Raw genomic sequence first — 23,064 nt, 5'->3', positions numbered from 1 at the left:
GCGCACTGACGGGGCTCGGCACCGGAGCAGCCGGGCCGACGGTGGGCGGCGCGCACTCCGCGCTGCCTACCCCTCCGCCCGGGACCCGGACCCCGCCGGTCCGGCGGGGCAGTCGGACCGCGCCGGGGTGCGCACCGGTACACCGCCGCCTTGGCAATGACGCCCCAGGGCCGGCTCGGGGTCGCACCGTCGAACGGCGGCGCGAGTCGCCCGGCCGGGCGGGGTTGGGCGGAGGCGGACTGCTGAACCTCAGCTCTCGTGAGTTCGCGGTCTGGTTGCGGTGGTCGTGAGTCGGTCGCCGAGTGCGCTTCTCCGGTACAGCACATGTCGTCCATCACGTGTCCGGGTGACCAGTCCCGTGGAGTGCAGGACACGCAGGTGTTGGGAGACAGCGCTTGGGGTGACCCTGAGACGGCGGGCGAGCTCTACGGTGGGCAGCGGCTCTTCCAGGATGCTGAGCAGTCTCGCTCGGGACGAACCGAGCAGAGACACCAGGGCGGTTGTGTCCACGGTCGGCATCTCCGAGCCCCACAACGTGGCTACTCCCCGACTGGGATAGACGAGGCTCGGCGGCTCTTCCGGGCTCACGGGGGGCGCGGGCTTGTGTGCGAACACGGACGGCAACAGCAACAGCCCCCGGCCAGATGCCGCAACCCGGTGCCTGCTGATCATCTTGTCGATGTACAGTTCTCCGCCTCGCCAGCGCAGGTTCGGGTGCATGTCGGCGAACAGCAGACGGGCGCCCCCCAGGGCAAGCTGGCGGGCGCGGTAGGTCATGTCGGCTTCCAGCACCAGCCGCATCTGCGGCCACATCGGCTCGATGGCCACCTCCCAGTACTGTCGCAGGAGATCGCAGATGGCGTCGCGGAGTCTGGCGACAGGCGCGTCTTCGGCGGCGGTGGCGTCGCGGAGCGCTTCGGGAACAGGGTCGGGCGCGTGCGCGAGCAGCAGGTCGTGACGGACCCGAGCGCAGGACGCCTGACGGACGACGAAGAGTTCTTCTTCGAAGGCCGGCGCGAAGCTCGCGGGATTCGGGGTCAGGAAGTCAGGGAGGGTACGCCGCTGGGCGACCAAGGACATCAGTAGACCGGTGTCGAGCGTGCCGAGTCTGCCGAGTACGGACCTGCGCCACGGCAGGTGCAGCGCGGACAGGCCAGGATCCTGCAGCACCCGCAGGCTGAACAGGGTTTCGTGCAGGGGCGAGAGGGCGAAGCGGGTGTCCGCGAGATCCTCGACGCCGAGCACGAAACTGATCATTAAGCCATACGCTACATCGATTGGCGACGCGACGTCGATGGCGTGGACTTCCTCCCATGACACACACGATTCATGTGCAGCGCACGGCGGTTGTCACCGGCGCTGCCCGCGGTATCGGCGCCGCTGTGGCCAGGCGCCTGGCGGGCGACGGCTTGGCGGTCGGCGTGATCGATCTGGACGAGGCGGACTGTGCCGACACCGTGGAGGCCATCACAAGTGTCGGCGGCGCAGCGCCGGCCGTCGCCGCTGATGTGGCCGACGAGGCCGCGGTCACTGCGGCCGTCACCCGGATCGCCGCCGCGTTCGGACCGCCGGCGGTACTGGTCAACAACGCCGGCATCGGACCTCGTGCTGACCTTGTGGACATGACCACGCAGCAGTGGGACACGGTCTTGGGGATCAACCTCAGCGGCCCTTTCTTCGCCGCCCGGGCCGTCTGCCCGCACATGGTGACGGCCGGATGGGGACGCATCGTCAACGTGTCGAGCATCTCCGCTGTCGGTGATGCCGGCCGCGTCGACTACGCCAGCGCGAGGGCGGGCTTGATCGGATTCACCAAATCCCTCGCTCTCCAGCTCGGCCCGCATGGCGTGACCGCGAACACCATTGCGCCGGGATTCGTCGTGAGCGACATGACCAGGGCCTGGGCCCGGCGGCTCGGCCTGAGCTTCAAGGAGTTCCAGCGCAGGGCGGAGCAGTCCATCCCGGTCGGTCGAGTGGGCCTGCCTGACGACATCGCCCATACCGCCTCCTTCCTCGTAAGTCCCGGGGGAGGGTTCGTCTCCGGCCAGGTCATTTACGTCGCTGGCGGGCCGGTGGACTGAAGGATGAGCCGTCGGATGGTCCTGATCCTGGCTGTCACATGCGCCGTAGCAGTGGGCAACATCTACTTTCCGCAGGCCATCGGTCCCCTGATCGCCGCCGGGCTGCACGTGTCGCCCGATTCGGCCGCTGCGGTGGTGACCGCCACACAGACCGGCTACACAGCCGGGATGGTCTTGTTGGTGCCGCTCGGCGACCGGCTCCCGCACCGCTCGTTCCTCGTCGTCCTCCTGGCCCTGACCGGCCTGGCACTGCTCGCAGCGGGTTGCGCACCGGCCCTGCCGGCCCTCGTTGCCGCCAGCACCCTTGTCGGCCTGACCACCGTGGGCGCGCAGATCGTCGGCCCCCTGGCGGCTGGTCTCGTGGCCGCCGACCGTCAAGGAGGGGTGATCGGCGCTCTGCTGAGCGGATCGACCGGCGGCATGCTGCTGGCCCGAACCTTCGGCGGCACCCTCGGTGAGTGGCTGGGGTGGCGGGCCCCCTACCTGGTCGCCGCGGGCCTGGCCCTGATCCTCGCCACCGTCTTGGCGTTCGCGGTGCCGACCACCACCCCGTCCTCTCGCCAGCCGTACGCAGCGCTCCTGGCCGAGCCGCTGCGCCTGCTGCGCACCGAGCCAGACCTACGCCGCTCGTGCTTCTACCAGGCAACCGTCTTCGCCGGGTTCTCCGCGGTCTGGACCTGCCTGGCGCTCCTGCTCGCCGGACCTGCCTACGGGCTGGGTGCCCACGCGGTAGGCGTGGTCGCCTTGGTCGGCGTGGCGACCATGGTCTGCACCCCGCTCGCCGGCCGTCTGGTGGACCGCTACGGCCCCGATCCAGTGAACCTGGTCTGCATGCTTGGCGTCCTCGTCTCGGCCGCGATCCTCACCATTGGTACCCGGGGCGGCACGGTGGGTCTGACCTCCTTGACACTCGGCACGCTGCTCCTCGACACCTCGATGCAGTCCGGCATGGTCGCCAATAAAGTCCGCGTCTACGCCCTGCGCGTCGATGCCCGCAGCAGGCTCAACACCGCCTACATGACCTGTGCCTACCTGGGCGGCACCGCAGGTTCCTGGCTCGGGATACGCGTCTGGAGCCAGGCTGGCTGGTGGGGAGTGTGCGTGCTCGTCGCGGTGCTTGCCGCACTCGCCCTGGCCCGCCACCTACTGGCGCTGTACACGTTCGAGGAAAGCCCGGCCATGAACCGTGCGGCGAATGCGGACGGCCTCGGCCACCAGCCTGATGCTGGTGGAAGTGATCAGGCATCGTGCGGCGCCTCCGATACTCGGCCTCGCCGTCGTCTGACTCGTCGTAGGCGTGGGGGTCACGCAACGGGCGCAGGTCAGGTGCCGCGAGCCCGGTGAAGGCAAAGCTGCCGAGGGGTTATGTGGTCGTACTGAAGCGGGGAGAACCGGGCTAGCAGCTCGTCGGTGACAGGGAAGCCGTCAGCGGCGAGCTGCTTGACGGCGGCGTCGATGTAGAGGCTGTCGAACAGCATGACAGCGTTGAGTGCCAGGCCGAGGGTGCCGAACTGGCCCGCCATGCCCTTGCGATCGTGCTGGCGCAGTTCGCCGCGCTGGCCGAAGAAGATTTTCCGAGCGAGGCAGTGGCGGGCTTCGGTCCGGCTACCGTTTTCGCCATGAAGACCACGCAGCGCGCCGGGTTCTCCGTCCGCCTCGGCCGAGCCTAGCCGCCTGAGTTCGAGGGACCGTTCGAGGGCGTGCCGGGGCTCCTCACCGCGCCGCTGCAGCATCGGGCGAAGGCCACACCCTGCAAACCACCCTGGCCGGCCCGACCGAAACCACCACCACCACCGACGACCGGCCCGACTTGGAAGCGCGATGAACGACAGCATCCCGCAGAAGATCATCACTTACCTGGAGATGACCGACCCCGCAGACCTGAACCCGGCCCCGGCCGTCCCCGGCTTAGCCCTGTGCCGTCTGGACACCGACTCACCCCTGGTCCGCAGCGTCCAGGCACGCGTCGGCGAGAACTACGGCTGGCGCGCGGCAGCCCGCACCGAGGAAGAGTGGGAGGAGCACCTCGCGGCCCGGCCACAGCGCCAGTACTGGCTGATCACGTTCGCGGACGCACCCGCCGGCGTCGCCTACCTCCAGCCCGGGACCGGCGGCAACGTCGAGATCAGCGCCTTCGGCCTGCTCCCCGCATACCTGGGCAAAGGACTCGGCGGCTACGCCCTGACCCTCGCCCTGCGCCAGGCATGGGCCACCGAGCCCCTCGACGCACCCACGGCGCGCCGGGTCTGGCTGCACACCTGCACCGAGGACCACCCTCACGCCCTGGGCAACTACCTGAAACGCGGCATGCGCCCCTACCGGGTCGATCCCTCGCGGTAGCCGTCGGCCCGAGCCGGGCTTTCGGCCACGTGCGGACTCGACCGACGGCCACCGGGATCGACGTCTGTGGCGCTTGAGCCGAAGGATGCCGCGATCGGCCGTGCACCGCTCACGGTGCCCCTTCGCTCTGCTCTGCGGCGACGACCGGAATCATTCGGGCCTGGCTGAGGGGCGGGTGAGGCCGAGGGCGTTGCGGACGGCGAGCCGCCCTGCGTGGTGGAATGCCCTCGGGTGGGAGTCCGCTGCGTGGATTCCCATGGCGCGAAGAACGACGGCCACCGCCACCGTGGTCCCGGGCTCCAGCGCGGCCAGCTCCTCGCGTATGCCGTCGGCGGCCGCGGCCTGGAACGCGGCCACGTCCTGCGGGGGAGCGTGACCCCGTATGGCCAGGTCGGCAGACGATTCGAAGGCGACGCCTTCCTCCCACGGCTCGAAATCCACGGTGACGTCCGCGAAGTCCGACGGGCACCCGGCCTGCCGGGCGTACACGGCGCGCACCCCTCGGAGCGGGCGGGGCGGAAAGCTGATCTTCTGATCCACAGGATCACCGTACTCGTAGCACCTGCACACATCACCCTGGCCCGAGGCCGGTCGCCCCACCCGGACCGGTCCCGCAAACGCGGTGTCCGATCGCGGTGGCAAAGACGGGGAACGTAACCCGCTTCACCGCCGAGGATCAGGTTTGCGAGGGCTCGCTGCCCCTGCCGCATGGCCCAGGAACAGCTCCAGGAGCGCGAACTCGGTGCGGGTGAACTCCAGCCGCCGGTCGCCGCGGACACCGGTGCGGGTCGCCGGATCGACGGTCAGGTCGGCGAAGGACAGCGCGCCTACGGCGGGCTCGCCCGCGCCGAGGGCGGGCGTGGCCCGGCGCAGCAGCGCCCGCAGCCGGGCCAGCAGCTCGTCCAGGGCGAAGGGCTTGACCAGGTAGTCGTCGGCGCCCGCGTCCAGCCCGGCCACCCGGTCGCTGACGGCGTCGCGGGCGGTGAGGACGAGGACGGGGGTACGGTCCCCGAGCCCGCGCAGCTCGCGGCAGAAGGCGAGCCCGTCCAGCACCGGCATGGCCAGGTCCAGCACGATGGCGTCGGGTGGCTCGGCAGCCACCGCGCTGAGACCGGCCAGCCCGTCCGCCGCCTCCCGCACCCCGTACCCCTCGATGGCCAGCGCGTCCACGACGGCGGCCCGGACCTCGGGGTTGTCCTCCACGACGAGCACTGCGGTGGGCCGGGCGGCGGTGGAGGAGGCGGGTCGTGGCATCGGCGGGCCTTTCGGACGGGGGCGTGTCGTGCCTCCACCCTGGCAGAGCCCGTTAGCGAAGGTCTTCGGGGAGCCCTTCGTCCAGCACCAAGCCCACGAGGCCGGCTGGAAGGCAGTGGACTACAGCGTGCCGGGAACCGACCTGCTCCGCCGCCAGGCCCCCAGCAGACAAACTAGGCCATCACGCCCAGCACTGATCACAAAGAACGCCCCTGGACAGCTGCTCTGGCCGCTCTCGCCTCGACTGGGCGGCTTGACGTTGACTGCTGGACACCTGGTCACCGGCTGGCCAGGCACTGCCCACCACGGCGGGCGAGGTCGTGCGCCGAGGCGTAGACCTCGGCCGGTGGGTCACCTCCGCCCGGCATGGGTGGGACCAGCTCACCACCGTGCAGCAGCGGATGTGCGAGCAGGTCCTCGGGAAGGTCCTCGGGATCGATCCCGCCAGCGAGGACGAGAAGCCGAAGGCGCGCACCAGCCAGGCCGACAAGTGGGCCATGCACTACACCGCCGCAGCCCAGTACTTCGCCCGGGCGGACATCAGCTTCTTCAGCTGGCCAGGATCACGGAGGCGACTGTCCGCCAGCCCGCGTCCGTCCGGGCGGCGAGGTAGAGCACGCGGACGCGCTGGAACTCCCGCCCCTGGCTGTCCTGGCGTGCCCAGGTGACTTCGATCTCTGCGGCCCGCTCGTTGAGGGCGCGCACCACCGGGTCGAGGGCCTTGCTTCCCCCGTAGTCGGCGTCGCGCAGTCCGCGCAGTTCGTGTGCGAGTCCTTGGGAGAGCGCCTCGGCGGAGGTGAGCACGGTGTGGGCCGTCCCGGTGGTCATGCTGATCGGCACGGAGAAGTAGTCGAGGAGCGGCGCGGGGTCGGTGCTCCCCTTCGCCGCCAGTCCGATGAACGTCTCAACGTATCCGTCGAACCATGCCTGCGCTTCGTTCGCGACGGCGGCCAGATCGATGTGCGTCATGATTTCGTGACCTCTCTTGCAGAGATTTCAGGTGTGGGTTTTCCACCAAGTCGGGGCATCGGTCCTGGACCAGGGAGCCGGGCCGGGTCTGCAGGAGCAGGCGGCCGCCCGGGGCCGTTGGGGGTGAAGAGGATCGCCCGGTGGCCGCCGAACTTCCGCTCCGCCGCGAAGCCGCTCGCCAGGACGCCGGAGCCGGGGACGTACTCGGCGGCCTGAGCGAGCATCGACTCAGGGGCGGGGTGAGAACCACTCGGGAACGGCCTCCTTCACCGCGCTCCGGGTCTGGCACCCGACAGCCTTCCCCAGCCAGGCATGCACGGCGCGTGGATACGGCCAGAGGGCCCTGCCGAGTCAGGCTCCGGGGTGGGCCGGCTTCTGCTGCGACTCCACCAGCCGGGCCCGGCCGCCACGCGGGTGAACGCCCTGGTCAAGGATACGGCGGAGCTGTCGGCGGAGGCGGTCGGATAGCGCCTGCAGTGACGGACGTCCGGCCGACGGGGGCACCCGGACGCGCGCTCAAAGGTGGAGTGCGGGGCCAGCGCCTGGCGCTCCTGCAGACCGCGCTCCTGGAGCACGCCGCCGCGTACAACCCGCACCGTCATGACGTTCCACCAGAAAGCCGAGGAAGCCGCCGCGTTCGCGGAGAACCTGCCCCAGCCCGCGGCCGAGCTGTACATGAACGACGCCACAGGCGACGACCTGGCGGCTGCGGAGGAGCTGCCGGAGTCGTCGATCGACGCGGCCTGGTACGAACTAGAGGCCGGGCGCCGGGTGCACCGCGCCTTCCTCGCCAGCGTCCGCGTACTCGGGGAAGGCGTGGACATCACCGGCGAACGGGGAATCGACTCGATCTGCTTCGCCGACACCCGCGGCTCCCAGGTCGAGATCTAACATCGGGCGGGCGCTCCGGCTCGACCGCGACGGCTCCACCAAGGTCGCCCGGATCATCGTGCCGCTCTTCCTGGAGCCCGGCGAGGAGTCACTACGAAGCGGCAGTGTCCTGTCGCCACGCATGTGACACATTGGACGTTCGCAATCGAACTGTCCTTTGGGACTGTCCCGCTCCTGAGCTCACTCCTCCGGCTCGGCTGCCACGATGCCCAGCAGTCCAGGAAACCGCTGCTCGATGTCGGCCCGGCGCAGGCTGGCCATCCGGCTGTTGCCCCGGTCGACCTGCCGGATCAACCCGGCCTGGCGCAGTGCACGGAAGTGGTGCGTGACGGTCGCCTTGGAGACCGGCAGCCCGAAGGAGCTGCAGGTCCGCGCCGCGCCGTCGGGTTCCGCTGCCAGCTCACGCACCACTCGGCGGCGCAGCGGATCTGCCAGCGCGGAGAGTACCGGGCCGAGCTCGATCTCCTCGACGCTCGGGTGGCCTTCACCATCGGGCATTCGGGACACCTCCTTTAGGTACGGATTGCATCGTACCTAGAAGTTCGGTAGCGTCCGACAGGTACGAGATTGATTGTACCTATCGGGGAGAACCCTGCATGTCTCAGCCATTCGCACTCGTCGGCACCGCTCGCCCCAAACCCGAACACGCCGAGGAGTTGAAGCACCTTCTGCTCTCGTTCGTCGAGCCGACCCGGCAGGAGTCCGGCTGCCTGGAGTACCACTTCCACGAAGATCGCAATGACCCCGGCGTCTTCGTCTTCTACGAGGCCTGGCGCTCCCAGGCCGATCTCGACGCCCACCTTGCCCTCCCCCACATGCAAGCCTTCTGGGAACGGCGCATGGACTACCTGCAGACCGACCTCGACGTCCGCTTTCTCACCATGCACAGCCCCTACCAGCCGGCCGGCCGGACTGGAGCGCGGCCTCTGGCACCGCCCCAGTGACGCCGCGCCGATCCTGAACGTCCAACCGGTGCGGCGCCGCTCTGAGCGCGATGACGTGAGAATCCGCCAGCATGGCTGAGACCCCGCGAGCATCCGCCAACTGGGATGCGACCGGACAAGCAGGTCAGGGCCGCCCCGTGCGCACGGTCCGGGGCGTTTGCCGACCAGCTTGCTGATTCGCCAACTGTGCTGCGGTCAACTGATCCAGAGCGGGCTCCCCCAGGAGCAGCTCGGCCTGCCGCTCGGTCACCACGTCCCCGGGCCCTGAGGCCGGCCGCGGCCAGGCCCCGGCCCTTCCACACTCCGGGCGGGACACCGGCTTCGTCATGGGCGGCGCGCAGCGGCCTGCCCGCAGGGTTGTGGCCGTCGCCGACCATCACGCCGCGGAAGAGGTAGCGCCACCCGTTCCCCGGGCGGACCTCCGCTTTGCTGATTATCGGTCATGGAACCCCGGCGCTGACCTGCACAAAAGCGTGATCCATGGCGCTACCCGCCGGGCGGGAGGGCATCACCAGATCTTACGGGAGAGCCGTCGGGCGGGCCGTCCAATCAGCCCAAGACGGTAAGCCGCCGGTGTATGCACTCTCCCGCCCATGAACCCAACCTCGTTCACGACGGCCACACCCAGCGCTTCGCTCAGCAGGACCACCCGGCCCGTAGCTGGATCACAGGGCGCCGATGGTCGAGCGGCGAGGCCACCCGGCCCCAGCTACCCTTCACAATGCCACCGGCCACTGGCCCTCCTTCGGTGACATCGCCGGCGCTGTCGGCCCGATCGGCACCGTGACCACCGCCGCCATCGGCAGCGTGGGCGGCGAGCTCGAGCTCATCGCCGTCAGCGGCGGCAAGGGCCGACCACACCATCCGCAACACCGTGGGGCAGTGGAGCAGCTGGGGCAGCGTCGCCGGCGCGGCTGGCACGACGGGCCCCATCACTTCGGTGGGCATGGCCGGCACCGGCGGCAACGCGCAGATCGTCATCGCCACTGACAACGGCACCCGCCAGCACCACGCCATCCGCAAGGCGGACCGCACCTGGACCACCTTCGGTGACCTGAAGGACTACCTGGGCGCCGCCACCGTGAAGTCGCTCGGCGCCGCGCACGTTGACGGTGAGCTGCGGCTGACGGCCACGACCAAGGACAACAAGCTCCTCCACATCATCCGCCACGCCGACCGCACCTGGACTCCGACCACCACGGTCACCCTCCAGGGCGTGACCGGAACCCTCGGCACCACCGCCATCACCGGCACCCTCTGAGCCGGGCGCTTAACGTGGGCGGGCTTGGCGTTCCTTGATCGACTCGGCGCGTTTGACCGTCTTGCCGACTCCGTGGTGCCTGGCCCGGTGTTTGTCCTTCGAGCCCGCGGGCCGTCCCGGCCCTGGCCGGGACGGCTTCGGTGCGGCCGCCGGGCGGGCCGTGGTCGCGCGGACATTGCGAAACCCCCGCCGCACCCGGGCGGGGGTCAGCCGACGGGGCTCGGCCGGCCGTTCCCAGGGGCGACGAAGGACGGGGGCCACGAGCCGCACCCCTGCCCACCCGGGCCCTATCCAGGAAGGATTCGAGTGTTCAGGGCGGTGCGCTCAGCCTCGGTATACCACCTGGCAAGGGCGTCCACCCCCCTCTGCCTCGGCCGCCTGCGCCCTGCGTCCGCTATCCGCCTGTCAGATATCGCAACCAGTACCGCCTGCTAGGGCGTGTCCGCAAAGTCTCGCCTGGCCCGCGACGCCCCGCGCGCACGCTAGCCGCGTTGTCGTCGGTCGCCATGGCTCCCTCCTCCGCCTTGCGATCGCACGCACCGGACAACCGCGGCCCCCGCCCTCCGGGCGGACGCCGATACGTTCCGGACACTCCCTAGCCGGAACACCGCGGTGACCGTCCCCGCGTGGACCACGGAGGTGCCGTACTCCAGTACGGGTGGCCCCGGCGCCGGCCCCGTCTGCCAGAGGCTGTGGCATGGGTTGTCACTCCCGGCCTTGAGGAACAAGCCGAGGACACTCCGATGCCTCCGCGGCCTGCGAGCCTCGTGGGCTCAGCGTGCGTCAGCCGGCGTACAGGCGGGGCGGGCTCCACTGATGGCCCGGTCCGAAGGCGCCCGTTCCTAGCCCTGGGCGAGGTGGTCCCAGGCGTCGTTCAGCATCGGCACGACTGACAACCGATCGGGTGATCCGGGGCCGATGGCCTGGCCGCGGATCACCCGCCGAACCGCGTGCACGCACGGGCTGCGGGATCAGCAGCCAGCGGTTACGTTCCCGCAGTAGATCCACCCGGAGTAGCCCGCGCTGTCGACGACGTCGTACCACTTGTTCCCGTAGGAGTTGTAGTCGTACCCGTACACGGTGAGAACCTCGCCTGCGTACGCCCAGGAGACAGAGGACGACGTCCCGTACGGGCTCGTCCTGATGTGGCCGCCCTTGGACGTCGTGGTGGCCGCTGCCGTCTTCCCGTCGAACGACGCCACCGAGACGGACGGCGTGGTACCTACCGCGTGGGCAGGTGCCATCGCGGCACCGGTGAGAGCGATACTGCCGAGAAGGACAGCAGCCTTGATCTTTGCGCTCACGAGAAACTCCTTCGTCAATGACCGGTAGGCGGAATGCCGATGGTGATTCCGTTGCACGCCGACGCAGGGTTTGCGACGGCACCCTGACAGCTGTTCACGCGACCGTTTCCGGCCCGGGCTTACCGAAGGCTCCTGCCCTGGGCCTGGCTGCGTGCGAAGCCAGCATCTCTGGCCGGGAAGCGGCTCGACAATGACCGTCGGTCGTAGCTGAATGTTCCTGGTCACAGGGGTACGACTCTCGGGCTTGGGGGGAACCGGGTGCTGCGCTTGCGCTTCACGGTGGATGACTTGGCGCGGACGAGGATGGCTTTGCTGGGACCGCTGGCCGAGACGCAGTTCTCCTTACGAATGCTGCAGCGGACTGATGAAGGGGCGCTGTTCGACGCTTGGCGCAGAAGGACTCGGCCTCGTATTCCGCCGGATGTGCGGCAGTTGGCTCGTTTCGTTGCCAGTCCCAGCAAATGGATGATCGACCTCTTCACTGTGGTGGGACCGGCAGCCTCAATGGCCGAGGCGACGGATCGGCTGCTGGGCGCGCCGCCCACGCTGGTGCGTCGGGAGCTGGACCCCGTCCCTCGCGGACAGCCACCGCGCCCAGCCTGGCTCACGGGGCAGCCGCGTGACGGGTCCCTCGGGCGCTTGGCCCGAGCACTCACCGACCTCCATGACGTGGCGGTCGCCCCGTACTGGCCACAGGCTTCGGGGGCACTGCACTCCCACGCGCATCTGTGGGGGAGACTGATGGCCTCCGCCGGCGTGCAGGCGGCCTTGGACAGCCTGGCTCCGGCGCTGCGCTGGCGGCCGCCGATGCTGGAGGTACCGTCGTACTCGGCCTTCCGGCGCCTTGAGCAGCAGGAGTTCGATCTCGCGGGTCGCGGTCTTGTGCTGGCGCCCTCGTTGTTCTGCGGTCGGGAACCGGCACTGTTCGTGCCGGAGGGTGACGACGCGGCTCTGCTCATCTATCCCATCCCGCGGGACGCGGCCTCCCTCCGCGGCATCTGGTCGCCTGCGCAGTCCGCGGAGACGGACAAGGCGCTGGCCGCGCTGCTCGGGTCGACCCGGGCAGCACTGCTCGCCGAGCTTGTGCAGGGGGGCACCACCAGCGAGCTGGCGCGGCGGCTGTCCATCTCACCCGCCAGCGCCAGCCAGCACACCAGTGTCTTACGCAAGGCAGGCCTCGCCACCAGCGTCCGCTTTCGCAACACGGTCCACCACTCCCTGACAGTACAAGGCCGTGCCCTGCTCAAAGGAACGACTTCCGCGTCGGACTGAACCTCCAGCCGGCCGGTTACCGACCGCTGCCGCCGGCGGTGTACCGGCCTGATGCCGATCCCGAATTTTCCTCAGAGCCGCTCTTCGCCCCAGTTGGTTCACGCAGTGAATCAACTGGGGAACGTGGGGAGCGAGCGCGGGCTTGACGTGGTTGCTCTTCGACGGGTGTCAGAGCTGTGGGGCATGATCGGGCCATGCTGCAAGCGAGAGACGAGCACGGTCGTCAGGTGAGGAATCCGGGGCCCACGGCCTTGAGTCGGATGGTGGCGAACCTCGGCCGGGGCAACGCCTTCGTGATCGTCGAGCGAGTCGACGATGAGGCGGCCGGTGATTGGTATGTGCAGGTGTGGCTGAGGGACGACAACACCTATCAGCTGGAGTTCCGTGACGGGACGCCGGCAGAGCACTACCAGACCCGGACGATCTCCCAGGAAAAGGTGATCACCGCATTGGGCGGCTGGGCCAAGGGGCGCCCGGATTGGAAGGACGCCTTCATGTGGAACAACATCGGTGCCTCGTTGGGAAACGCCGGCTGACCCTGCCGCCGCCTTGGGGCTGACAAGGTCAGTGACGTGCGTTCGCTCAGCTGCGGCGCATGGGGATGACGTCGGGACTTGCTGCGGGGATGGTGGGCCGCGCGGCCTCGGGGGTGGCGAGAAGCGCGACGATGGTGACGGGTTTGTCGCAGTGCGGGCAGTTGCGGATAGCTGTGGGCGTCAGGGGTGTGGGTGCCGGTGACTGCCGCGTGACCACGTCGGTTTCCGCTGTGTTGATGGCTTCGTCGCGTTCACGGCGTCGTCGCCTGGCTGCTTCGGCTTTGCAGCGGGGGGTGCAGTAGGTGTGGCGGGTTGCCTGGGGGTTGGCCTGGAACTGGGTCCAGCAGATGGGGCAGGCCCGGAGTTCAACCAGCACGTCCGGTCACCCCTTTGCGGAGGTTGTCGGAGTGGGACTGGTGCGAGCGGAGGCGGTAGGACGGTCCGTCGATGCCGACTACGGCGGCTCGGTGAAGGAGCCGGTCGAGCATCGCGGCGGCGACGGTCGCGTCGCCGAAGGCGCCCGCCCAATCTGCAATACCGACAGTGGTCGTGAGGATCGTGCTCGACTTCAGATGCCGCTGGTTGATCACCTGGAAGAGGGCCGAAGCGCCGTCGCCCGGCAGCGGGAGATAGCCCAGTTCATCGATCACGAGCAGGCGGGGTCCGGCGAAGAACCGCATGATGCTTGACCAGCGGCCTTCGAGTGCGGCCTTGTGGCACTTCGCGGCGAGTTCGGCGGCGGTGGTGAAGTAGACGCGGTGGCCGGCATCGACCGCGGAGCGGGCGAGTGCGACGGCCAGCATCGTCTTGCCGACGCCGGGCGGGCCGACCAGCAGGACGGTGGAGGCGTTGTCGAGGAACCGCAGGGTGGCCAGGTCGCGGATGAGCTTCTCGTCGACGCCGGGCTGGGCGGCGAAATCGAAGTCGTTCAAGGTCCATGGCTCTGGCAGGCAGGCGAACCTCAGCCGGGAGGAGAGTTTGCGGGCTTCGGTCGCCTCCACTTCGATCTCGAGGAGTTTCTCCAGGGCGGTGGTGAGGGTCATCCGCTCGGCTCGGGCCTGGTCCAGGACGCGGGGAAGGGCTTCGGCGGCGTCGTTGAGTTTCAGATAGGACAGGTGGCCTCGCAGCTGCTGGTAGCGGCGGGCCTCGCTCATCGGCATGGTGTCACTCACTCTCACGCTCCTGGTCTTCGTGGGTGGGGGCCTGCCGCAGCCGGTCGGCGACGGCGGCGTAGTGAGACAGGTCGATGACGACCCGGTTCGCGACGTCCGATTCAGGTCGGCCGCGAAGCTTCTCGGCTTCCGCCTGGGCCGCGGCCGACGGGGGCCGGCGGACCTTGGTGCGGCAGGGAGCCTTGTCGGAGAACGAGGCGAGAACGGCTCGTTCGAGGGCGATGACGTGCCCGGCGTCCCGGACGGTCTGGCCGGCTCCGTCCGGTGCCCGGCGGTGGTGGGCGATGACTGCGCGGCTGGCGGTGACCACGTGCAGGTCGTCCTCGCCGAGGCGGATCCGGACCGTGACGTGGGCGCCGGTCAGCCCGGGCGGGACGGAGTAGTGGTTGCCGGCGAAGGCAACGAGTCCTTGCGGGCTGACGACTCGGGTCTGCTCCAGCTCGGCGGGGAAGGGGCGGGTCGGCAGGTCCAGCAGCGGCTCGGCTTCGGCGAGCGCGGCGACCGTGGTCGAGGCTCCGTCGAGGTTGCGCTTGCGGAGATCCATCTGGATGGCCGGCTTGTCCACGCCGTTCTGGGCTGCCTCGATACTGATGCCGTCCGGGACGGCTCGCCACCAGCGCTGAGCCGCTGAGTGGTTGGCCTTCTCGACGACACCCTTGCGGTTGCCCCGCCGGGGCGGGCAGATGTCGATGCCGGCTCCGTAGTACTTTGCGACGGCGGCGAAGGTCGGCAGGATCCGTCCGGTCGGCGGGTGGCAGACGGTGGCCATCCGGTCGAACCGCCACCTGCGGGCGGTTCCGCCCAGGCGCCGCAGTACGGCGTCGATGGACTGGACCAGGTGTGGGAAGGTCTCTGCCTCCGCGAGCACGGCCCGCCATCGTCCCGAGTGGGCCAGGGCGCCGACGAGGAGATGCGCGTTGGTGCCGACGCCCCACTCCGCGGGCGGATCCGGGAGCTCGACCCAGTCGAACTGGATCTCCTCACCTGAAGGATGCGCGATGATCGCCACGTCGCGGCCGCTCGAAGCCCGACAGGGTTCGCAGTGCGGACGTGCTTTGTATCGACGAAGGGCCCGGGTGAAGGTGGAGTAGCCGCCCGAATAGCCGAGTTCCACCACTTCGTCGAATAGCGTCGAGGACCACAAGTGGGGGTCCTCGCTGAGTCGTTGCCGGCAGTACTCCAAGAAGGGCATGAACGCGTCCGGCGACTGACGTCGATATCCGGAGACCCGCTCGCCATTCAGATACGCGCGGATCGTCTTGCGGTCGTGCCCCACGTACCGGGCTATCGCCGAGATCGACCAGCCCTGGCGACGCAGTGCATGAGCATCCACGTCTCCCTCCCAGGTGAGCATCCAGGGCCCTTCAACAGCCCGAACTCCGTGCTCACGCAGGCTCTCCAGAACACGCCGAGACCAGTTCGACACGCCGGGAAGATCACGCAATGGGTGGGGAGATCACAGGTTTGGCCACCTGAAGAGCGACACCTGGGGAAATTCAAAGAGCGCCATCAGGCCCAGGGCGTGTGCGATGGGTCATCGAGCGTGGCGTGCTGATGGAGCCCTGCGGCTCTGCCGTCCTCGCTACTGCTGATACATGCCAGGTTTGGACGAGGGCCTCGGTTCCGCGTCGGTATCCTTCCGGGACCACCGGGTGGCGAGGCCGAAGGCCAGTCCTCCGGAGAGGGCGAGCGTCCAGGCCCGCTGCCCCGCGCTCACGGAGGTGTCCAGGTGCGTTGTGTCGGTCAGCAGCAGCACCTCGACACCGATGCCCCGGACCAGTAGGAGGGCGCTGACGCCCCATCCCAGCCACCTTGCCAGGAGAGCGGGAACGCCCCGAAGCCTGGACCGGGCAAGCAGACAGTCGAGCAAGGCGCCGAGGAGGCAGAGCGCCCCCACGCCCCACGAGCCTGCGTCGACGAACCACAGCGGGCGCTCGGTGGCCAGCGGACCGGCGGAAGTGCTCAGCCCCACGTCACTGCCGACGGCCCAGTGGAAGTGCAATCCGGCAAACGCGGCCGCCCACAAGCACGCGACACGCCCCCACAGTGTGGACGGTTCCGCGCCCATTCCCTCCGGTTGGCATCTCATCGCCGGACCTCACGGGCATCGCGCCTGCCGGCGCACGGGCCATCCGCTTCCTGTGGCAACACGGTGAACGCGGTGCCCTTGGTCAGGTCGATACTGGAGCGGGGCGGCGCACCGTCGCTGTCGTCGTCCCGCCGCAACAGCTCCACCCGTCCAGACGTTGTGGGGTCCGGCCGGGTGCGCGATGTCCCCGGCAAGCACGATGAACACCTTGTGCTGGCGGGCCATGCGCCGCCAAGTCTTCGGGCGAGGTTCGTGTGGCCCGACAACTGCTTTGCCGGGCCACCTTCCCCTCAGTGGGTATCGGTGCGCCTTTCGAGGCGGGTGCCGTTGCGACGGGTGATCGACATCAGGTCGCTGGGGGCCTCCAGCTCCAGACGGTGCCAGCGCCCGCGGGGAACGATCACGGCGACGCCTGCCTGCAACTGCACCACTTCCTCGCCGCCGCCCGGCCTGTCGGGACGGAAGTAGAGACGGACACCGCCGGTCAGGCAGCACACCGCTTCCTCGGCTTCGGGGTGCATCTCCCAGTGGTCGGCGTGCACGTCGGCGTCGGTCTCGACGTGGAACATGGCGATCTGCCAGGCAGCGGAACCACTGCTTGTCATCTGCCGTTCGACGGCTCGGACGTCGCCGTCGGGCTCCAAATGCAGCGCCGAGGCGAACAGGTCGACGGTGGAAGTCGTCATCATGATGGTGTTCCTTCCAGCTGGTTGGCTGCGGGAGCGGTGGATTGTGGGAGAGGTGTGACGGCCCGGCGGCGCGGCAGCACACCGATCGCCACGACCGCCGCGAGCACGAAAACGGCGGCTGCAACGGCCAGGCCTAGGGCGTAGCCGTCGTTGAGCACGGCGGGGTCGTTGGTCGTGCCGGTGTGGTGCGCGGCGATCGTGGCCAGGGCCGCCAGGCCAATGGAACCGCCGAGTTGGCGGGAGCTGTTCATGAGGCCGGAGGCCATGCCGGCCTCGCGTGGGGCGACGCCGGTGGTAGCGGCGGCGGCGACCGGAGCCAGGACCAGTCCGGCGCCGACACTGGTGACGAGGGACGGGCCGAGCACATCGGTGAGAAAGCTGCCGTCGGGGCTGATGAGGGCGAACCAGGCCAAGCCCGCGGCGGCCAGCAGAGCGCCCGGTACCAGGGACACACGAGGGGTGCGTGACGTGGTGATGCGGGTCGCGACGATGGTTCCCGCGACCAAGCCCAGGGAGAAGGGCAGGAATGCTGTACCGGTCGCTGCGGCACCCATGCCCAGGACCTGCTGCATGTACAAGGACACGAAGTAGAACGCTGCGAACTGCCCGGCTGCGGCCAGGAACACCAGCACGTTCGCGCCGGCGACCCAGCGGCTGCGCAGCAGGCCGAGGCGCAGCAGCGGTGCGGCGACCCTTGACTCGGCGAAGACGAAGGCGGCCAGCAGTACGGCCGCGGCAGCGACGGTCGCCCACGTGAGCGGGGAACCCCAGCCAAGGGTGTCGGTGCGGACGACACCGAGCACCAGCAGCCCGACTCCACCGGTCGCCAGGACGGCGCCCAGCGCGTCCAGCCTTTCGCGCTGGGCAGGTGCCGTTCCGGCGGGCACCCCTGCAGGGATGAGCGCGAGAGCCGCCACCACGATGGGCAGGTTGATCAGCATGACCCAGCGCCAGCCCGCGTATTCGGTCAGGAGCCCTCCTGCCAGCACGCCCAGCGCCCCGCCTGCGGCGTTCACCGCGCTCCACACCCCGAGCGCGCGGACGCGCTGGGGGCCTTCGGCGAAGGTGGTGGTGAGCATCGCCAGCGCGGCCGGTGCGACTGCGGCGGCGCCCAGGCCCTGACCGGCGCGTGCGGCGATCAGTTGCCAGGGATCTTCAGCCAGCCCGCCCGCCAGGGAGCACAGTCCGAAGACGGTCAGCCCCAGCACGAACATCCGGCGCCGGCCGTACAGGTCGCAGGCGCGGCCGCCCAGCAGCAGGAACCCGCCGAACGTGAGCGCGTACACGTGCACGACCCACGACAGGTCGAGCGGCGCGAATCCCAGGTGGGTGCGGATCGCAGGCAATGCGACGTTGACCACGGACATGTCCAGGGCGATGACGAACTGGGCGACGGCGGCTGCCGCCAGCACCACGCCTTGCCTCGCCCGCGAATTTTTATACATGTAAGAAAACTTAGCGCCGGATGATGGCCGCTGTCGACACCTGCGGGATGATGGGGGCATGCCGCAACCGTCCTCACCGCGCAAGACCCCGGGCCGACCTCCCCGTATCTCTCGAGAGGAGATCATCGAGACAGCACGCCGGATTGTGACCGAGTCAGGCGTGGAACGGCTGACGATGCGGCGGCTGGCCACGGAGGTCGGCAGTACGCCGATGGCGCTCTACCACCACGTCCGCGACAAGGAAGAGCTGCTCCTCCTCCTGCTGGACGACTACGCCGCGCGGACGCTGCACCGACCCGATTTGCCGGCCCATCCTGGCGAGCGGGTCATCGTCGCCGCCACGGCGATCCACGAGGCGCTCGCCGCCTGCCCGTGGATCGTGGAGGTGCTGACTGCCGACGATTTGCTGTCCACGAGCGCGCTGTGGTTTGTCGAGCAGATCGTTGACGGACTGGTTGAATGCGGCCTCTCCCTCGACCAGGCTGTGCACGGCTACCGTTCGATCTGGTACTACACAGCTGGAGAGATCGTGGTCAGGACAACAGCGGCCCGACGGCGCGCAGACGATGACCGTGCGACCTACCGGGAGCAAGTCTTCGCCGATCTCGACCCCAGCGAGCTACCCCGCTTGGCTCAGGCCGCGGGCCGCTGGACGCCACTGACCGCCGAGGACACCTACCAGGACGGGCTCCGGGCCCTGGTGGAGGGCCTTCTCGTCAGCCGCTGACGACTCGCCGCCGACGACGTGCCGGGCCGCTGACACCACGGCCTCAAGAGTCGGCAGACGATTCGTCCGCCGAGGACCTGGCCCGCCTCTCCCCGTTCCTCCGCCGCCACGTCAACAAGTTCGGCCGGTACTCCTACCAGCTCCCCGACCTGCCCGGGAGCCTGCGTCCGCTGCGTGAATCGGACACCACCGACGAGGAATGACGCCCGGCGCTGGCCCCGGGCTTCTGTCTCTGACCCCGGCCGCGAGTAGCGGTCGAGCTCGTTGTCAGTCGATGGCCTGATAGAGCGTGGTCCAGAAGTCGTTCATGGCACGCGGCGAATCCGGGGTGGACAGTCCGACCTGGGTGAGCAGGACTCCGGTGAGCTGGTTGGTCCTGTCTGCGTAGGCGGTGGTGCCGGTGCCGCCGAACCAGCCGAACTGGCCGATGGGCGCGTAGTCGCCGCGATGTGTGCGCACCGCCATCCCAAATCCCCAGCCGCCGTTCGACCCCTGGCCGGACGACAGGTGGGCGACGTTGCTGAACATGGCTTCCCGGGCAGCTAGCTGTCCGGGCGAGAGACGGTTGGTGGTCATCAGCTCCACGGCCGCCCGGGACAAGATCCGGTCACTCCCGTGCATCCCATGATTCAGCAGCATCTGGAAGTAGGCGTGGTAGTCGTCGGCGGTGGAGACCAGCCCGCCGCCGGCGCCCTGGAACGCGGGAGGCACGCTGGACCTTCCCCCTGCCGCCTCGTCCCACACGACGAACTCGCCGGTCTGCGGGTCGGGCCCGTACAGAGGCGGCAGTCGGTCGATCTTGTCGGCGGGCACGTGGAAGGCGGTGTCCTTCATCCCCAGCGGATCGAGGATACGTTCGCGCAGGAATGCCTCCAACGACTGTCCCGTGACCCGGCAGACAAGCACGCCGACCACCTCGTTGCTGAGGTCGTACTGCCACCGCACTCCGGGCTGGTACTGCAGCGGCAGCTCGCCGAGGCGGCGTATCCACTCGTCCGGCTCGGGCGCCGGCCCGGACGCGACGCTGTAGTCGAGACGCTCGAAGGTCGCGGCCCTGATCGGGGAAGACATCGACTCGAAGTCCACTCCGAGCCCGAAGGTGGAGGTGAGCAGGTCCCGTACGGTGATCGGCCGCTGTGCCGGCACGGTGTCGCCCAGCGGTCCGTCGGGCCGCCTCAGCACCTGCCGGTCGGCGAGTTCGGGCAGCCACTGATCCACCGGGTCGTCCAGCCGCAGCCGACACTCGTCGAGCAGGATCATCGCCGCCGCCATCGTGACCGGCTTGGACGTGGACGCCATCCGGAAGATCGTGTCCCGGCGCATCGGCGAGCCACCGTCATGACGCATCGTCCCGATCGCTTCGACGTGCGTCTGGCCGCCACGGCTGACCAGGGCGACAAGGCCGGGAATCTTCTTGGACTCTACGTGCCGTGCCAGCACCTCGCGCAGTCGGCGCAGCCCTCCGTCGGAGAAGCCGTTGTTGCTGGTTCCCATGATGAATCCCCTGTTTGCAGTGTGAGTTCTCACGGCGGCCCTGGTGGCTGCCTGGCCCTTCGAGCGGCCATGTGAAGAGCCTGGAGCCTTGACCCAAGGTCAAGGTCAACCCCCTATCGCGATCAAGTGGTGACCGGCACCGATCGCCGGGCGTCCCGGTCCTCCTCGGCGGCAGGGGGATGGGCTGGACCTGGTGCGCGCTATCCTCGCCCCTGTGATCGTCCGGACTTCCCGGCCGCCGCCAACGCGGTTCGCGAGACCGCAGCCGCCCACGACCTGGAGGTGCGTAGAGCCGATGGCAGACGGGCTCACGATCGGTCAGGCGGCGGCGTTCGTCGGTGTCACGATCAAGACCGTGCGGCACTATCACCGGCTCGGCCTGGTTGCCGAGCCCGAACGCGACGGTTCCGGCTATCGCCGATACCGATCGGACGAGCTGTTCCGGCTGGTCCAGGTCCGGACCCTGGCCGCAGCCGGCATGCCGCTGGCCGGGATCGGTCACCTGCTCGACGCCGATCCCAAGACGTTCGCCGCCACCCTGGACGACGTCCATCACCAACTCACCGAACGAATCGACGACCTGATCGCGCGCCGCGACAGGCTGCACCGTCTCGACCATGGCGACCGGGCCCTGCTGCCCGACCGAGCCTGCGCGGTCTTGGACCGACTCGCCGAACTCGGTTTCAGCCCCGACTACGTGGCCGGTCAACGGGAGGCCCTGGTCCTGGCCCGGGCACTGGTCCCGGAGATCTTCGACAGCTTCCTGACCCGGCTTGGACATTCACTTGACGATCCCGAGTCCGTCGAGCTGACCAAACGCGGCTGGGATGCGAGGTCCTGGGATCCGGACGACCCGCGGATCGAGGGCTGGCATCCACGCTTGCCGACAAGCTGCTGGCCAACCGCGCGCTGCTGGCGATGCCGACCGGGTTTCAGGACCAACCCGACGCCGCCTCCCGGTACGGAATGGTCAACCACCACCGGGAAGACCGGTCACCGTCCATCGCCCGGTTGAACACGCTGATCGAGGCGAAGCTGCGCGCAGCCGGCATCGCCGTTCCGCATCAGTGACGGCCGCCCGGCAGACACTGCGGTGAGACGCCCCCTCATCCCGCCGCGTCCGAACCAGGATGTGCCCGGCGGACGCTGGTGCAGGCCGCGGACACCGTCTGAGACGTGATCCACCGGTTCCACGAGATCGGCCTGTCCTGCCTAGTGCCGCATCAGGCAACGTTCGTCCTGGGCGGTCTGCGACGATGACGCCATGGACGAGGAAGCCATTCCCGTTCTTCGCATCGAGAACGCTGCTGCGGCGATCGCTTGGTACGAGCGGCTGGGCTTCGCCAAGCAGCGGGAACACCGCTCCGAACCGCGATTTCCCGCGTTCGTCGAGGTCGCCCGGGGCGGGGTGCGGTTGTTCTTGTCGGAGCACAAGGGCGATGCCCGCCCCGACACGTTGGTCTACCTCCGCGTTGGTGATGTCGAGGCCATCGCCTCCGAGACGGCAACCGGCTGCGGATCGGCACGCCGACGGAATGACACTCGCCGGCAGTGCGCAGCAGGGAAGCTGTGCTGGTGGCTGAGCGAGTACGCGTCAGCGAGATCGATGACGACGAGGGGCAGCGCCTGCTGCGGATCATCCGCCGGGGCAGCGGTTCGCGGGCGCAGATGGTGCTGCTGTCCGCGCAGGGCATGCCGGTGGCGAAGATCGCCGAGGTGACCCCTCACCTGGTGCCATAGCCGAGGGACGGTCAGGGAGTACGTCGGGCAGCCGGCGCCTGGCCCTGCCCGCAGGGGACGCGCCGCTCCTCCCGGGCCGGCGCATGACGGCTGTTGCGCACGGCCCGGCTCGACGCAGGACGGCGTACACCGCCGGCCAGGCACTCATCAACGCTACGAGCAGGGCAGCAGCAGAAACGACCGGCAAAAGGACGCGAGCCCACACCGGTTGGCTGAAGATTGCGGCCGTGGTGGCCAGGACACAGATCAGCAGCCACGCTGCTGCCGTAAGCAGGTGCTGCTGCGGTCGTTGCTGTCTCACGCCCTGCCACCCGAGCCGTAAGGGGATTGCCATCCTCATCGTGATCGACGTCTTCATACCGTAAGACACCGGTAGACGGCTTTTGCAGACCGGTGGAACAAGCGCTGGATCTCCAGCGGTGCCTCTTCGACTACCCGGCCTGCGCCCGGCACATCCCTGCCCGCCCACGACAACCCTGGGCTCTCCCGCCCGAATACTGACAGCTTGTGTGTCCGTCGCAACGACGCTGAGGATCCACCGCATGGCTCACGACACCACCCCCATCCCCTAGAGATCGTCTTCAAAGGTGGCCAGGTGATGAGGGATCATGCATGCCGTGGTGCGTCGTCATGAGCTTTCGGATGCCGAGTGGGCGGTGTTGTCGCAGTTCCTGCCGAGTTCGGGGACTGCGGGGCGGCCCCGTTTGGACGATCGGGTGGTACTGAACGGGATCGTGTGGAAGCTGCGGACCGGATCGGCCTGGCGTGATGTGCCGGAACGCTATGGCTCCTGGCAGACCTTGTACACGCGTTTCCGCAGGTGGGCGCTGGACGGCACGTTCTCGCGCATGCTGCG

General features: G+C 69.1%; 25 protein-coding genes and 5 pseudogenes. 13 read left to right on the top strand and 17 right to left on the bottom strand.

What is annotated here, in order from left to right; all coding sequences use genetic code 11:
• Positions 1 to 249 precede the first annotated feature (249 nt).
• Positions 250 to 1,257, bottom strand: coding sequence for an ArsR/SmtB family transcription factor (locus ACZ7LK_RS31095; RefSeq protein WP_392277547.1), 1,008 nt, complete (start codon positions 1,255 to 1,257; stop codon positions 250 to 252).
• Between the two features lie 56 nt (positions 1,258 to 1,313).
• On the opposite strand from ACZ7LK_RS31095, the gene ACZ7LK_RS31090 reads away from it, so the two are divergent.
• Positions 1,314 to 2,081 (top strand): SDR family NAD(P)-dependent oxidoreductase, encoded by a 768-nt coding sequence (locus ACZ7LK_RS31090; protein WP_471144546.1) that lies wholly within the window; start codon positions 1,314 to 1,316, stop codon positions 2,079 to 2,081.
• A 15-nt stretch (positions 2,082 to 2,096) separates the two neighbouring features.
• A complete protein-coding gene (locus ACZ7LK_RS31085; protein WP_471144545.1) occupies positions 2,097 to 3,425 on the top strand; it encodes an MFS transporter in 1,329 nt (442 codons plus the stop codon).
• Here ACZ7LK_RS31085 and ACZ7LK_RS31080 read toward each other — a convergent pair.
• Complete coding sequence (locus ACZ7LK_RS31080; protein ID WP_471144544.1) at positions 3,404 to 3,814, bottom strand: Tn3 family transposase; 411 nt, start codon at positions 3,812 to 3,814, stop codon at positions 3,404 to 3,406. The genes ACZ7LK_RS31085 and ACZ7LK_RS31080 overlap by 22 nt on opposite strands.
• A gap of 88 nt (positions 3,815 to 3,902) precedes the next feature.
• On the opposite strand from ACZ7LK_RS31080, the gene ACZ7LK_RS31075 reads away from it, so the two are divergent.
• Positions 3,903 to 4,421: a GNAT family N-acetyltransferase gene (locus ACZ7LK_RS31075; protein WP_471144543.1), complete on the top strand. Its 519-nt coding sequence runs from the start codon at positions 3,903 to 3,905 to the stop codon at positions 4,419 to 4,421.
• Positions 4,422 to 4,571: 150 nt separating this feature from the next.
• Here ACZ7LK_RS31075 and ACZ7LK_RS31070 read toward each other — a convergent pair whose 3' ends face one another.
• From ACZ7LK_RS31070 to ACZ7LK_RS31060, 3 genes and pseudogenes are all read right to left on the bottom strand, one after another.
• On the bottom strand, positions 4,572 to 4,961 hold the full coding sequence (locus tag ACZ7LK_RS31070; protein WP_361609665.1) for a hypothetical protein: 390 nt from the start codon (positions 4,959 to 4,961) through the stop codon (positions 4,572 to 4,574).
• A 141-nt stretch (positions 4,962 to 5,102) separates the two neighbouring features.
• Positions 5,103 to 5,675, bottom strand: a pseudogene (locus tag ACZ7LK_RS31065) (response regulator transcription factor); the annotation flags it as partial.
• 549 nt (positions 5,676 to 6,224) lie between these two features.
• Positions 6,225 to 6,644: a DUF6841 family protein gene (locus ACZ7LK_RS31060; protein WP_469464553.1), complete on the bottom strand. Its 420-nt coding sequence runs from the start codon at positions 6,642 to 6,644 to the stop codon at positions 6,225 to 6,227.
• Between the two features lie 530 nt (positions 6,645 to 7,174).
• Here ACZ7LK_RS31060 and ACZ7LK_RS31055 point away from each other — a divergent pair.
• Positions 7,175 to 7,623: pseudogene (locus tag ACZ7LK_RS31055) on the top strand (DEAD/DEAH box helicase); the annotation flags it as partial.
• 92 nt (positions 7,624 to 7,715) lie between these two features.
• Here the strand turns inward: ACZ7LK_RS31055 and ACZ7LK_RS31050 are convergent.
• Entirely contained in the window at positions 7,716 to 8,033 is a 318-nt protein-coding gene (locus ACZ7LK_RS31050; RefSeq protein WP_392277541.1) for an ArsR/SmtB family transcription factor, read from the bottom strand.
• Positions 8,034 to 8,131: 98 nt separating this feature from the next.
• On the opposite strand from ACZ7LK_RS31050, the gene ACZ7LK_RS31045 reads away from it, so the two are divergent.
• Positions 8,132 to 8,479 carry a putative quinol monooxygenase gene (locus tag ACZ7LK_RS31045; RefSeq protein WP_469464554.1) on the top strand — a complete coding sequence of 116 codons (348 nt, stop codon included), beginning with the start codon at positions 8,132 to 8,134 and terminating at the stop codon, positions 8,477 to 8,479.
• Between the two features lie 636 nt (positions 8,480 to 9,115).
• On the opposite strand, the gene ACZ7LK_RS31040 is transcribed toward ACZ7LK_RS31045, so the two are convergent.
• A complete protein-coding gene (locus ACZ7LK_RS31040; protein ID WP_471144542.1) occupies positions 9,116 to 9,427 on the bottom strand; it encodes a hypothetical protein in 312 nt (103 codons plus the stop codon).
• Between ACZ7LK_RS31040 and ACZ7LK_RS31035 the strand changes: the two genes are divergently transcribed.
• A complete protein-coding gene (locus tag ACZ7LK_RS31035) occupies positions 9,426 to 9,740 on the top strand; it encodes a hypothetical protein (protein WP_471144541.1) in 315 nt (104 codons plus the stop codon). The two genes, ACZ7LK_RS31040 and ACZ7LK_RS31035, sit on opposite strands and share 2 nt — an antisense overlap.
• Positions 9,741 to 9,749: 9 nt before the next feature.
• Here ACZ7LK_RS31035 and ACZ7LK_RS31030 read toward each other — a convergent pair.
• Positions 9,750 to 10,007 (bottom strand): annotated as a pseudogene (locus tag ACZ7LK_RS31030) (NF041680 family putative transposase); the annotation flags it as partial.
• Between the two features lie 704 nt (positions 10,008 to 10,711).
• The gene (locus tag ACZ7LK_RS31025) at positions 10,712 to 11,044 is read right to left on the bottom strand and encodes an SH3 domain-containing protein (RefSeq protein WP_392277538.1); all 333 of its coding nucleotides are present in this window, start codon (positions 11,042 to 11,044) and stop codon (positions 10,712 to 10,714) included.
• A 741-nt stretch (positions 11,045 to 11,785) separates the two neighbouring features.
• On the opposite strand from ACZ7LK_RS31025, the gene ACZ7LK_RS31020 reads away from it, so the two are divergent.
• Both ACZ7LK_RS31020 and ACZ7LK_RS31015 read left to right on the top strand, forming a co-directional pair.
• Positions 11,786 to 12,316: an ArsR/SmtB family transcription factor gene (locus ACZ7LK_RS31020; RefSeq protein ID WP_471144540.1), complete on the top strand. Its 531-nt coding sequence runs from the start codon at positions 11,786 to 11,788 to the stop codon at positions 12,314 to 12,316.
• Positions 12,317 to 12,510: 194 nt separating this feature from the next.
• Positions 12,511 to 12,852 carry a hypothetical protein gene (locus tag ACZ7LK_RS31015; RefSeq protein ID WP_471144539.1) on the top strand — a complete coding sequence of 114 codons (342 nt, stop codon included), beginning with the start codon at positions 12,511 to 12,513 and terminating at the stop codon, positions 12,850 to 12,852.
• 46 nt (positions 12,853 to 12,898) lie between these two features.
• On the opposite strand, the gene ACZ7LK_RS31010 is transcribed toward ACZ7LK_RS31015, so the two are convergent.
• The 7 genes from ACZ7LK_RS31010 to ACZ7LK_RS30980 all read right to left on the bottom strand — a co-directional run bounded on the left by ACZ7LK_RS31010 (position 12,899) and on the right by ACZ7LK_RS30980 (position 18,247).
• On the bottom strand, positions 12,899 to 13,228 hold the full coding sequence (locus ACZ7LK_RS31010) for a hypothetical protein (protein ID WP_471144538.1): 330 nt from the start codon (positions 13,226 to 13,228) through the stop codon (positions 12,899 to 12,901).
• A complete protein-coding gene (istB, locus tag ACZ7LK_RS31005; RefSeq protein ID WP_471144537.1) occupies positions 13,218 to 14,024 on the bottom strand; it encodes an IS21-like element helper ATPase IstB in 807 nt (268 codons plus the stop codon). The genes ACZ7LK_RS31010 and istB overlap by 11 nt, the downstream gene beginning before the upstream one ends.
• Positions 14,017 to 15,033: a Mu transposase domain-containing protein gene (locus ACZ7LK_RS31000; protein WP_471144536.1), complete on the bottom strand. Its 1,017-nt coding sequence runs from the start codon at positions 15,031 to 15,033 to the stop codon at positions 14,017 to 14,019. The genes istB and ACZ7LK_RS31000 overlap by 8 nt, the downstream gene beginning before the upstream one ends.
• A 573-nt stretch (positions 15,034 to 15,606) precedes the next feature.
• Entirely contained in the window at positions 15,607 to 16,092 is a 486-nt protein-coding gene (locus ACZ7LK_RS30995) for a DUF3995 domain-containing protein (protein WP_392277532.1), read from the bottom strand.
• 17 nt (positions 16,093 to 16,109) lie between these two features.
• Entirely contained in the window at positions 16,110 to 16,259 is a 150-nt protein-coding gene (locus ACZ7LK_RS30990) for a DUF6191 domain-containing protein (RefSeq protein ID WP_471144535.1), read from the bottom strand.
• A gap of 144 nt (positions 16,260 to 16,403) precedes the next feature.
• Positions 16,404 to 16,799 (bottom strand): cupin, encoded by a 396-nt coding sequence (locus ACZ7LK_RS30985; RefSeq protein ID WP_471144577.1) that lies wholly within the window; start codon positions 16,797 to 16,799, stop codon positions 16,404 to 16,406.
• Positions 16,799 to 18,247 (bottom strand): MFS transporter, encoded by a 1,449-nt coding sequence (locus ACZ7LK_RS30980; protein ID WP_471144534.1) that lies wholly within the window; start codon positions 18,245 to 18,247, stop codon positions 16,799 to 16,801. Before ACZ7LK_RS30980 ends, ACZ7LK_RS30985 begins: the two co-directional genes overlap by 1 nt.
• Before the next feature lie 58 nt (positions 18,248 to 18,305).
• Here ACZ7LK_RS30980 and ACZ7LK_RS30975 point away from each other — a divergent pair, with 58 nt between their 5' ends.
• Positions 18,306 to 18,974: a TetR/AcrR family transcriptional regulator gene (locus tag ACZ7LK_RS30975; RefSeq protein WP_471144533.1), complete on the top strand. Its 669-nt coding sequence runs from the start codon at positions 18,306 to 18,308 to the stop codon at positions 18,972 to 18,974.
• Positions 18,975 to 19,241: 267 nt separating this feature from the next.
• On the opposite strand, the gene ACZ7LK_RS30970 is transcribed toward ACZ7LK_RS30975, so the two are convergent.
• Positions 19,242 to 20,468, bottom strand: coding sequence for a serine hydrolase domain-containing protein (locus ACZ7LK_RS30970; RefSeq protein ID WP_471144532.1), 1,227 nt, complete (start codon positions 20,466 to 20,468; stop codon positions 19,242 to 19,244).
• 295 nt (positions 20,469 to 20,763) lie between these two features.
• Here ACZ7LK_RS30970 and ACZ7LK_RS30965 point away from each other — a divergent pair, with 295 nt between their 5' ends.
• The 4 genes and pseudogenes from ACZ7LK_RS30965 to ACZ7LK_RS30950 form a co-directional block, all read left to right on the top strand.
• Positions 20,764 to 21,483 carry a MerR family transcriptional regulator gene (locus tag ACZ7LK_RS30965; protein ID WP_469464563.1) on the top strand — a complete coding sequence of 240 codons (720 nt, stop codon included), beginning with the start codon at positions 20,764 to 20,766 and terminating at the stop codon, positions 21,481 to 21,483.
• A 249-nt stretch (positions 21,484 to 21,732) separates the two neighbouring features.
• Positions 21,733 to 22,007: pseudogene (locus tag ACZ7LK_RS30960) on the top strand (glyoxalase superfamily protein).
• A 36-nt stretch (positions 22,008 to 22,043) separates the two neighbouring features.
• A pseudogene (locus ACZ7LK_RS30955) lies at positions 22,044 to 22,190 on the top strand (IS630 family transposase); the annotation flags it as partial.
• Positions 22,191 to 22,816: 626 nt separating this feature from the next.
• The coding region (locus ACZ7LK_RS30950; RefSeq protein WP_471144531.1) for a transposase at positions 22,817 to 23,064 on the top strand (248 nt) is incomplete at its 3' end.

It is taken from the genome of Streptomyces sp. NPDC039423 (assembly GCF_055598725.1).
This window is presented reverse-complemented; position numbering and strand designations above follow the sequence as displayed.

Excerpts from the sequence above, each read along its gene's own strand:
- ACZ7LK_RS31095 (WP_392277547.1), bottom strand. The coding sequence starts at position 1,257 with ATGATCAGTTTCGTGCTCGGCGTCGAGGATCTCGCGGACACCCGCTTC.
- ACZ7LK_RS31090 (WP_471144546.1), top strand. The coding sequence starts at position 1,314 with ATGACACACACGATTCATGTGCAGCGCACGGCGGTTGTCACCGGCGCT.
- ACZ7LK_RS31085 (WP_471144545.1), top strand. The coding sequence starts at position 2,097 with ATGGTCCTGATCCTGGCTGTCACATGCGCCGTAGCAGTGGGCAACATC.
- ACZ7LK_RS31080 (WP_471144544.1), bottom strand. The coding sequence starts at position 3,814 with ATGCTGCAGCGGCGCGGTGAGGAGCCCCGGCACGCCCTCGAACGGTCC.
- ACZ7LK_RS31075 (WP_471144543.1), top strand. The coding sequence starts at position 3,903 with ATGAACGACAGCATCCCGCAGAAGATCATCACTTACCTGGAGATGACC.
- ACZ7LK_RS31060 (WP_469464553.1), bottom strand. The coding sequence starts at position 6,644 with ATGACGCACATCGATCTGGCCGCCGTCGCGAACGAAGCGCAGGCATGG.
- ACZ7LK_RS31050 (WP_392277541.1), bottom strand. The coding sequence starts at position 8,033 with ATGCCCGATGGTGAAGGCCACCCGAGCGTCGAGGAGATCGAGCTCGGC.
- ACZ7LK_RS31045 (WP_469464554.1), top strand. The coding sequence starts at position 8,132 with ATGTCTCAGCCATTCGCACTCGTCGGCACCGCTCGCCCCAAACCCGAA.
- ACZ7LK_RS31035 (WP_471144541.1), top strand. The coding sequence starts at position 9,426 with ATGGCCGGCACCGGCGGCAACGCGCAGATCGTCATCGCCACTGACAAC.
- ACZ7LK_RS31040 (WP_471144542.1), bottom strand. The coding sequence starts at position 9,427 with ATGCCCACCGAAGTGATGGGGCCCGTCGTGCCAGCCGCGCCGGCGACG.
- ACZ7LK_RS31020 (WP_471144540.1), top strand. The coding sequence starts at position 11,786 with ATGGCCTCCGCCGGCGTGCAGGCGGCCTTGGACAGCCTGGCTCCGGCG.
- ACZ7LK_RS31015 (WP_471144539.1), top strand. The coding sequence starts at position 12,511 with ATGCTGCAAGCGAGAGACGAGCACGGTCGTCAGGTGAGGAATCCGGGG.
- ACZ7LK_RS30995 (WP_392277532.1), bottom strand. The coding sequence starts at position 16,092 with ATGGGCGCGGAACCGTCCACACTGTGGGGGCGTGTCGCGTGCTTGTGG.
- ACZ7LK_RS30985 (WP_471144577.1), bottom strand. The coding sequence starts at position 16,799 with ATGACGACTTCCACCGTCGACCTGTTCGCCTCGGCGCTGCATTTGGAG.
- ACZ7LK_RS30980 (WP_471144534.1), bottom strand. The coding sequence starts at position 18,247 with ATGTATAAAAATTCGCGGGCGAGGCAAGGCGTGGTGCTGGCGGCAGCC.
- ACZ7LK_RS30975 (WP_471144533.1), top strand. The coding sequence starts at position 18,306 with ATGCCGCAACCGTCCTCACCGCGCAAGACCCCGGGCCGACCTCCCCGT.
- ACZ7LK_RS30970 (WP_471144532.1), bottom strand. The coding sequence starts at position 20,468 with ATGGGAACCAGCAACAACGGCTTCTCCGACGGAGGGCTGCGCCGACTG.
- ACZ7LK_RS30965 (WP_469464563.1), top strand. The coding sequence starts at position 20,764 with ATGGCAGACGGGCTCACGATCGGTCAGGCGGCGGCGTTCGTCGGTGTC.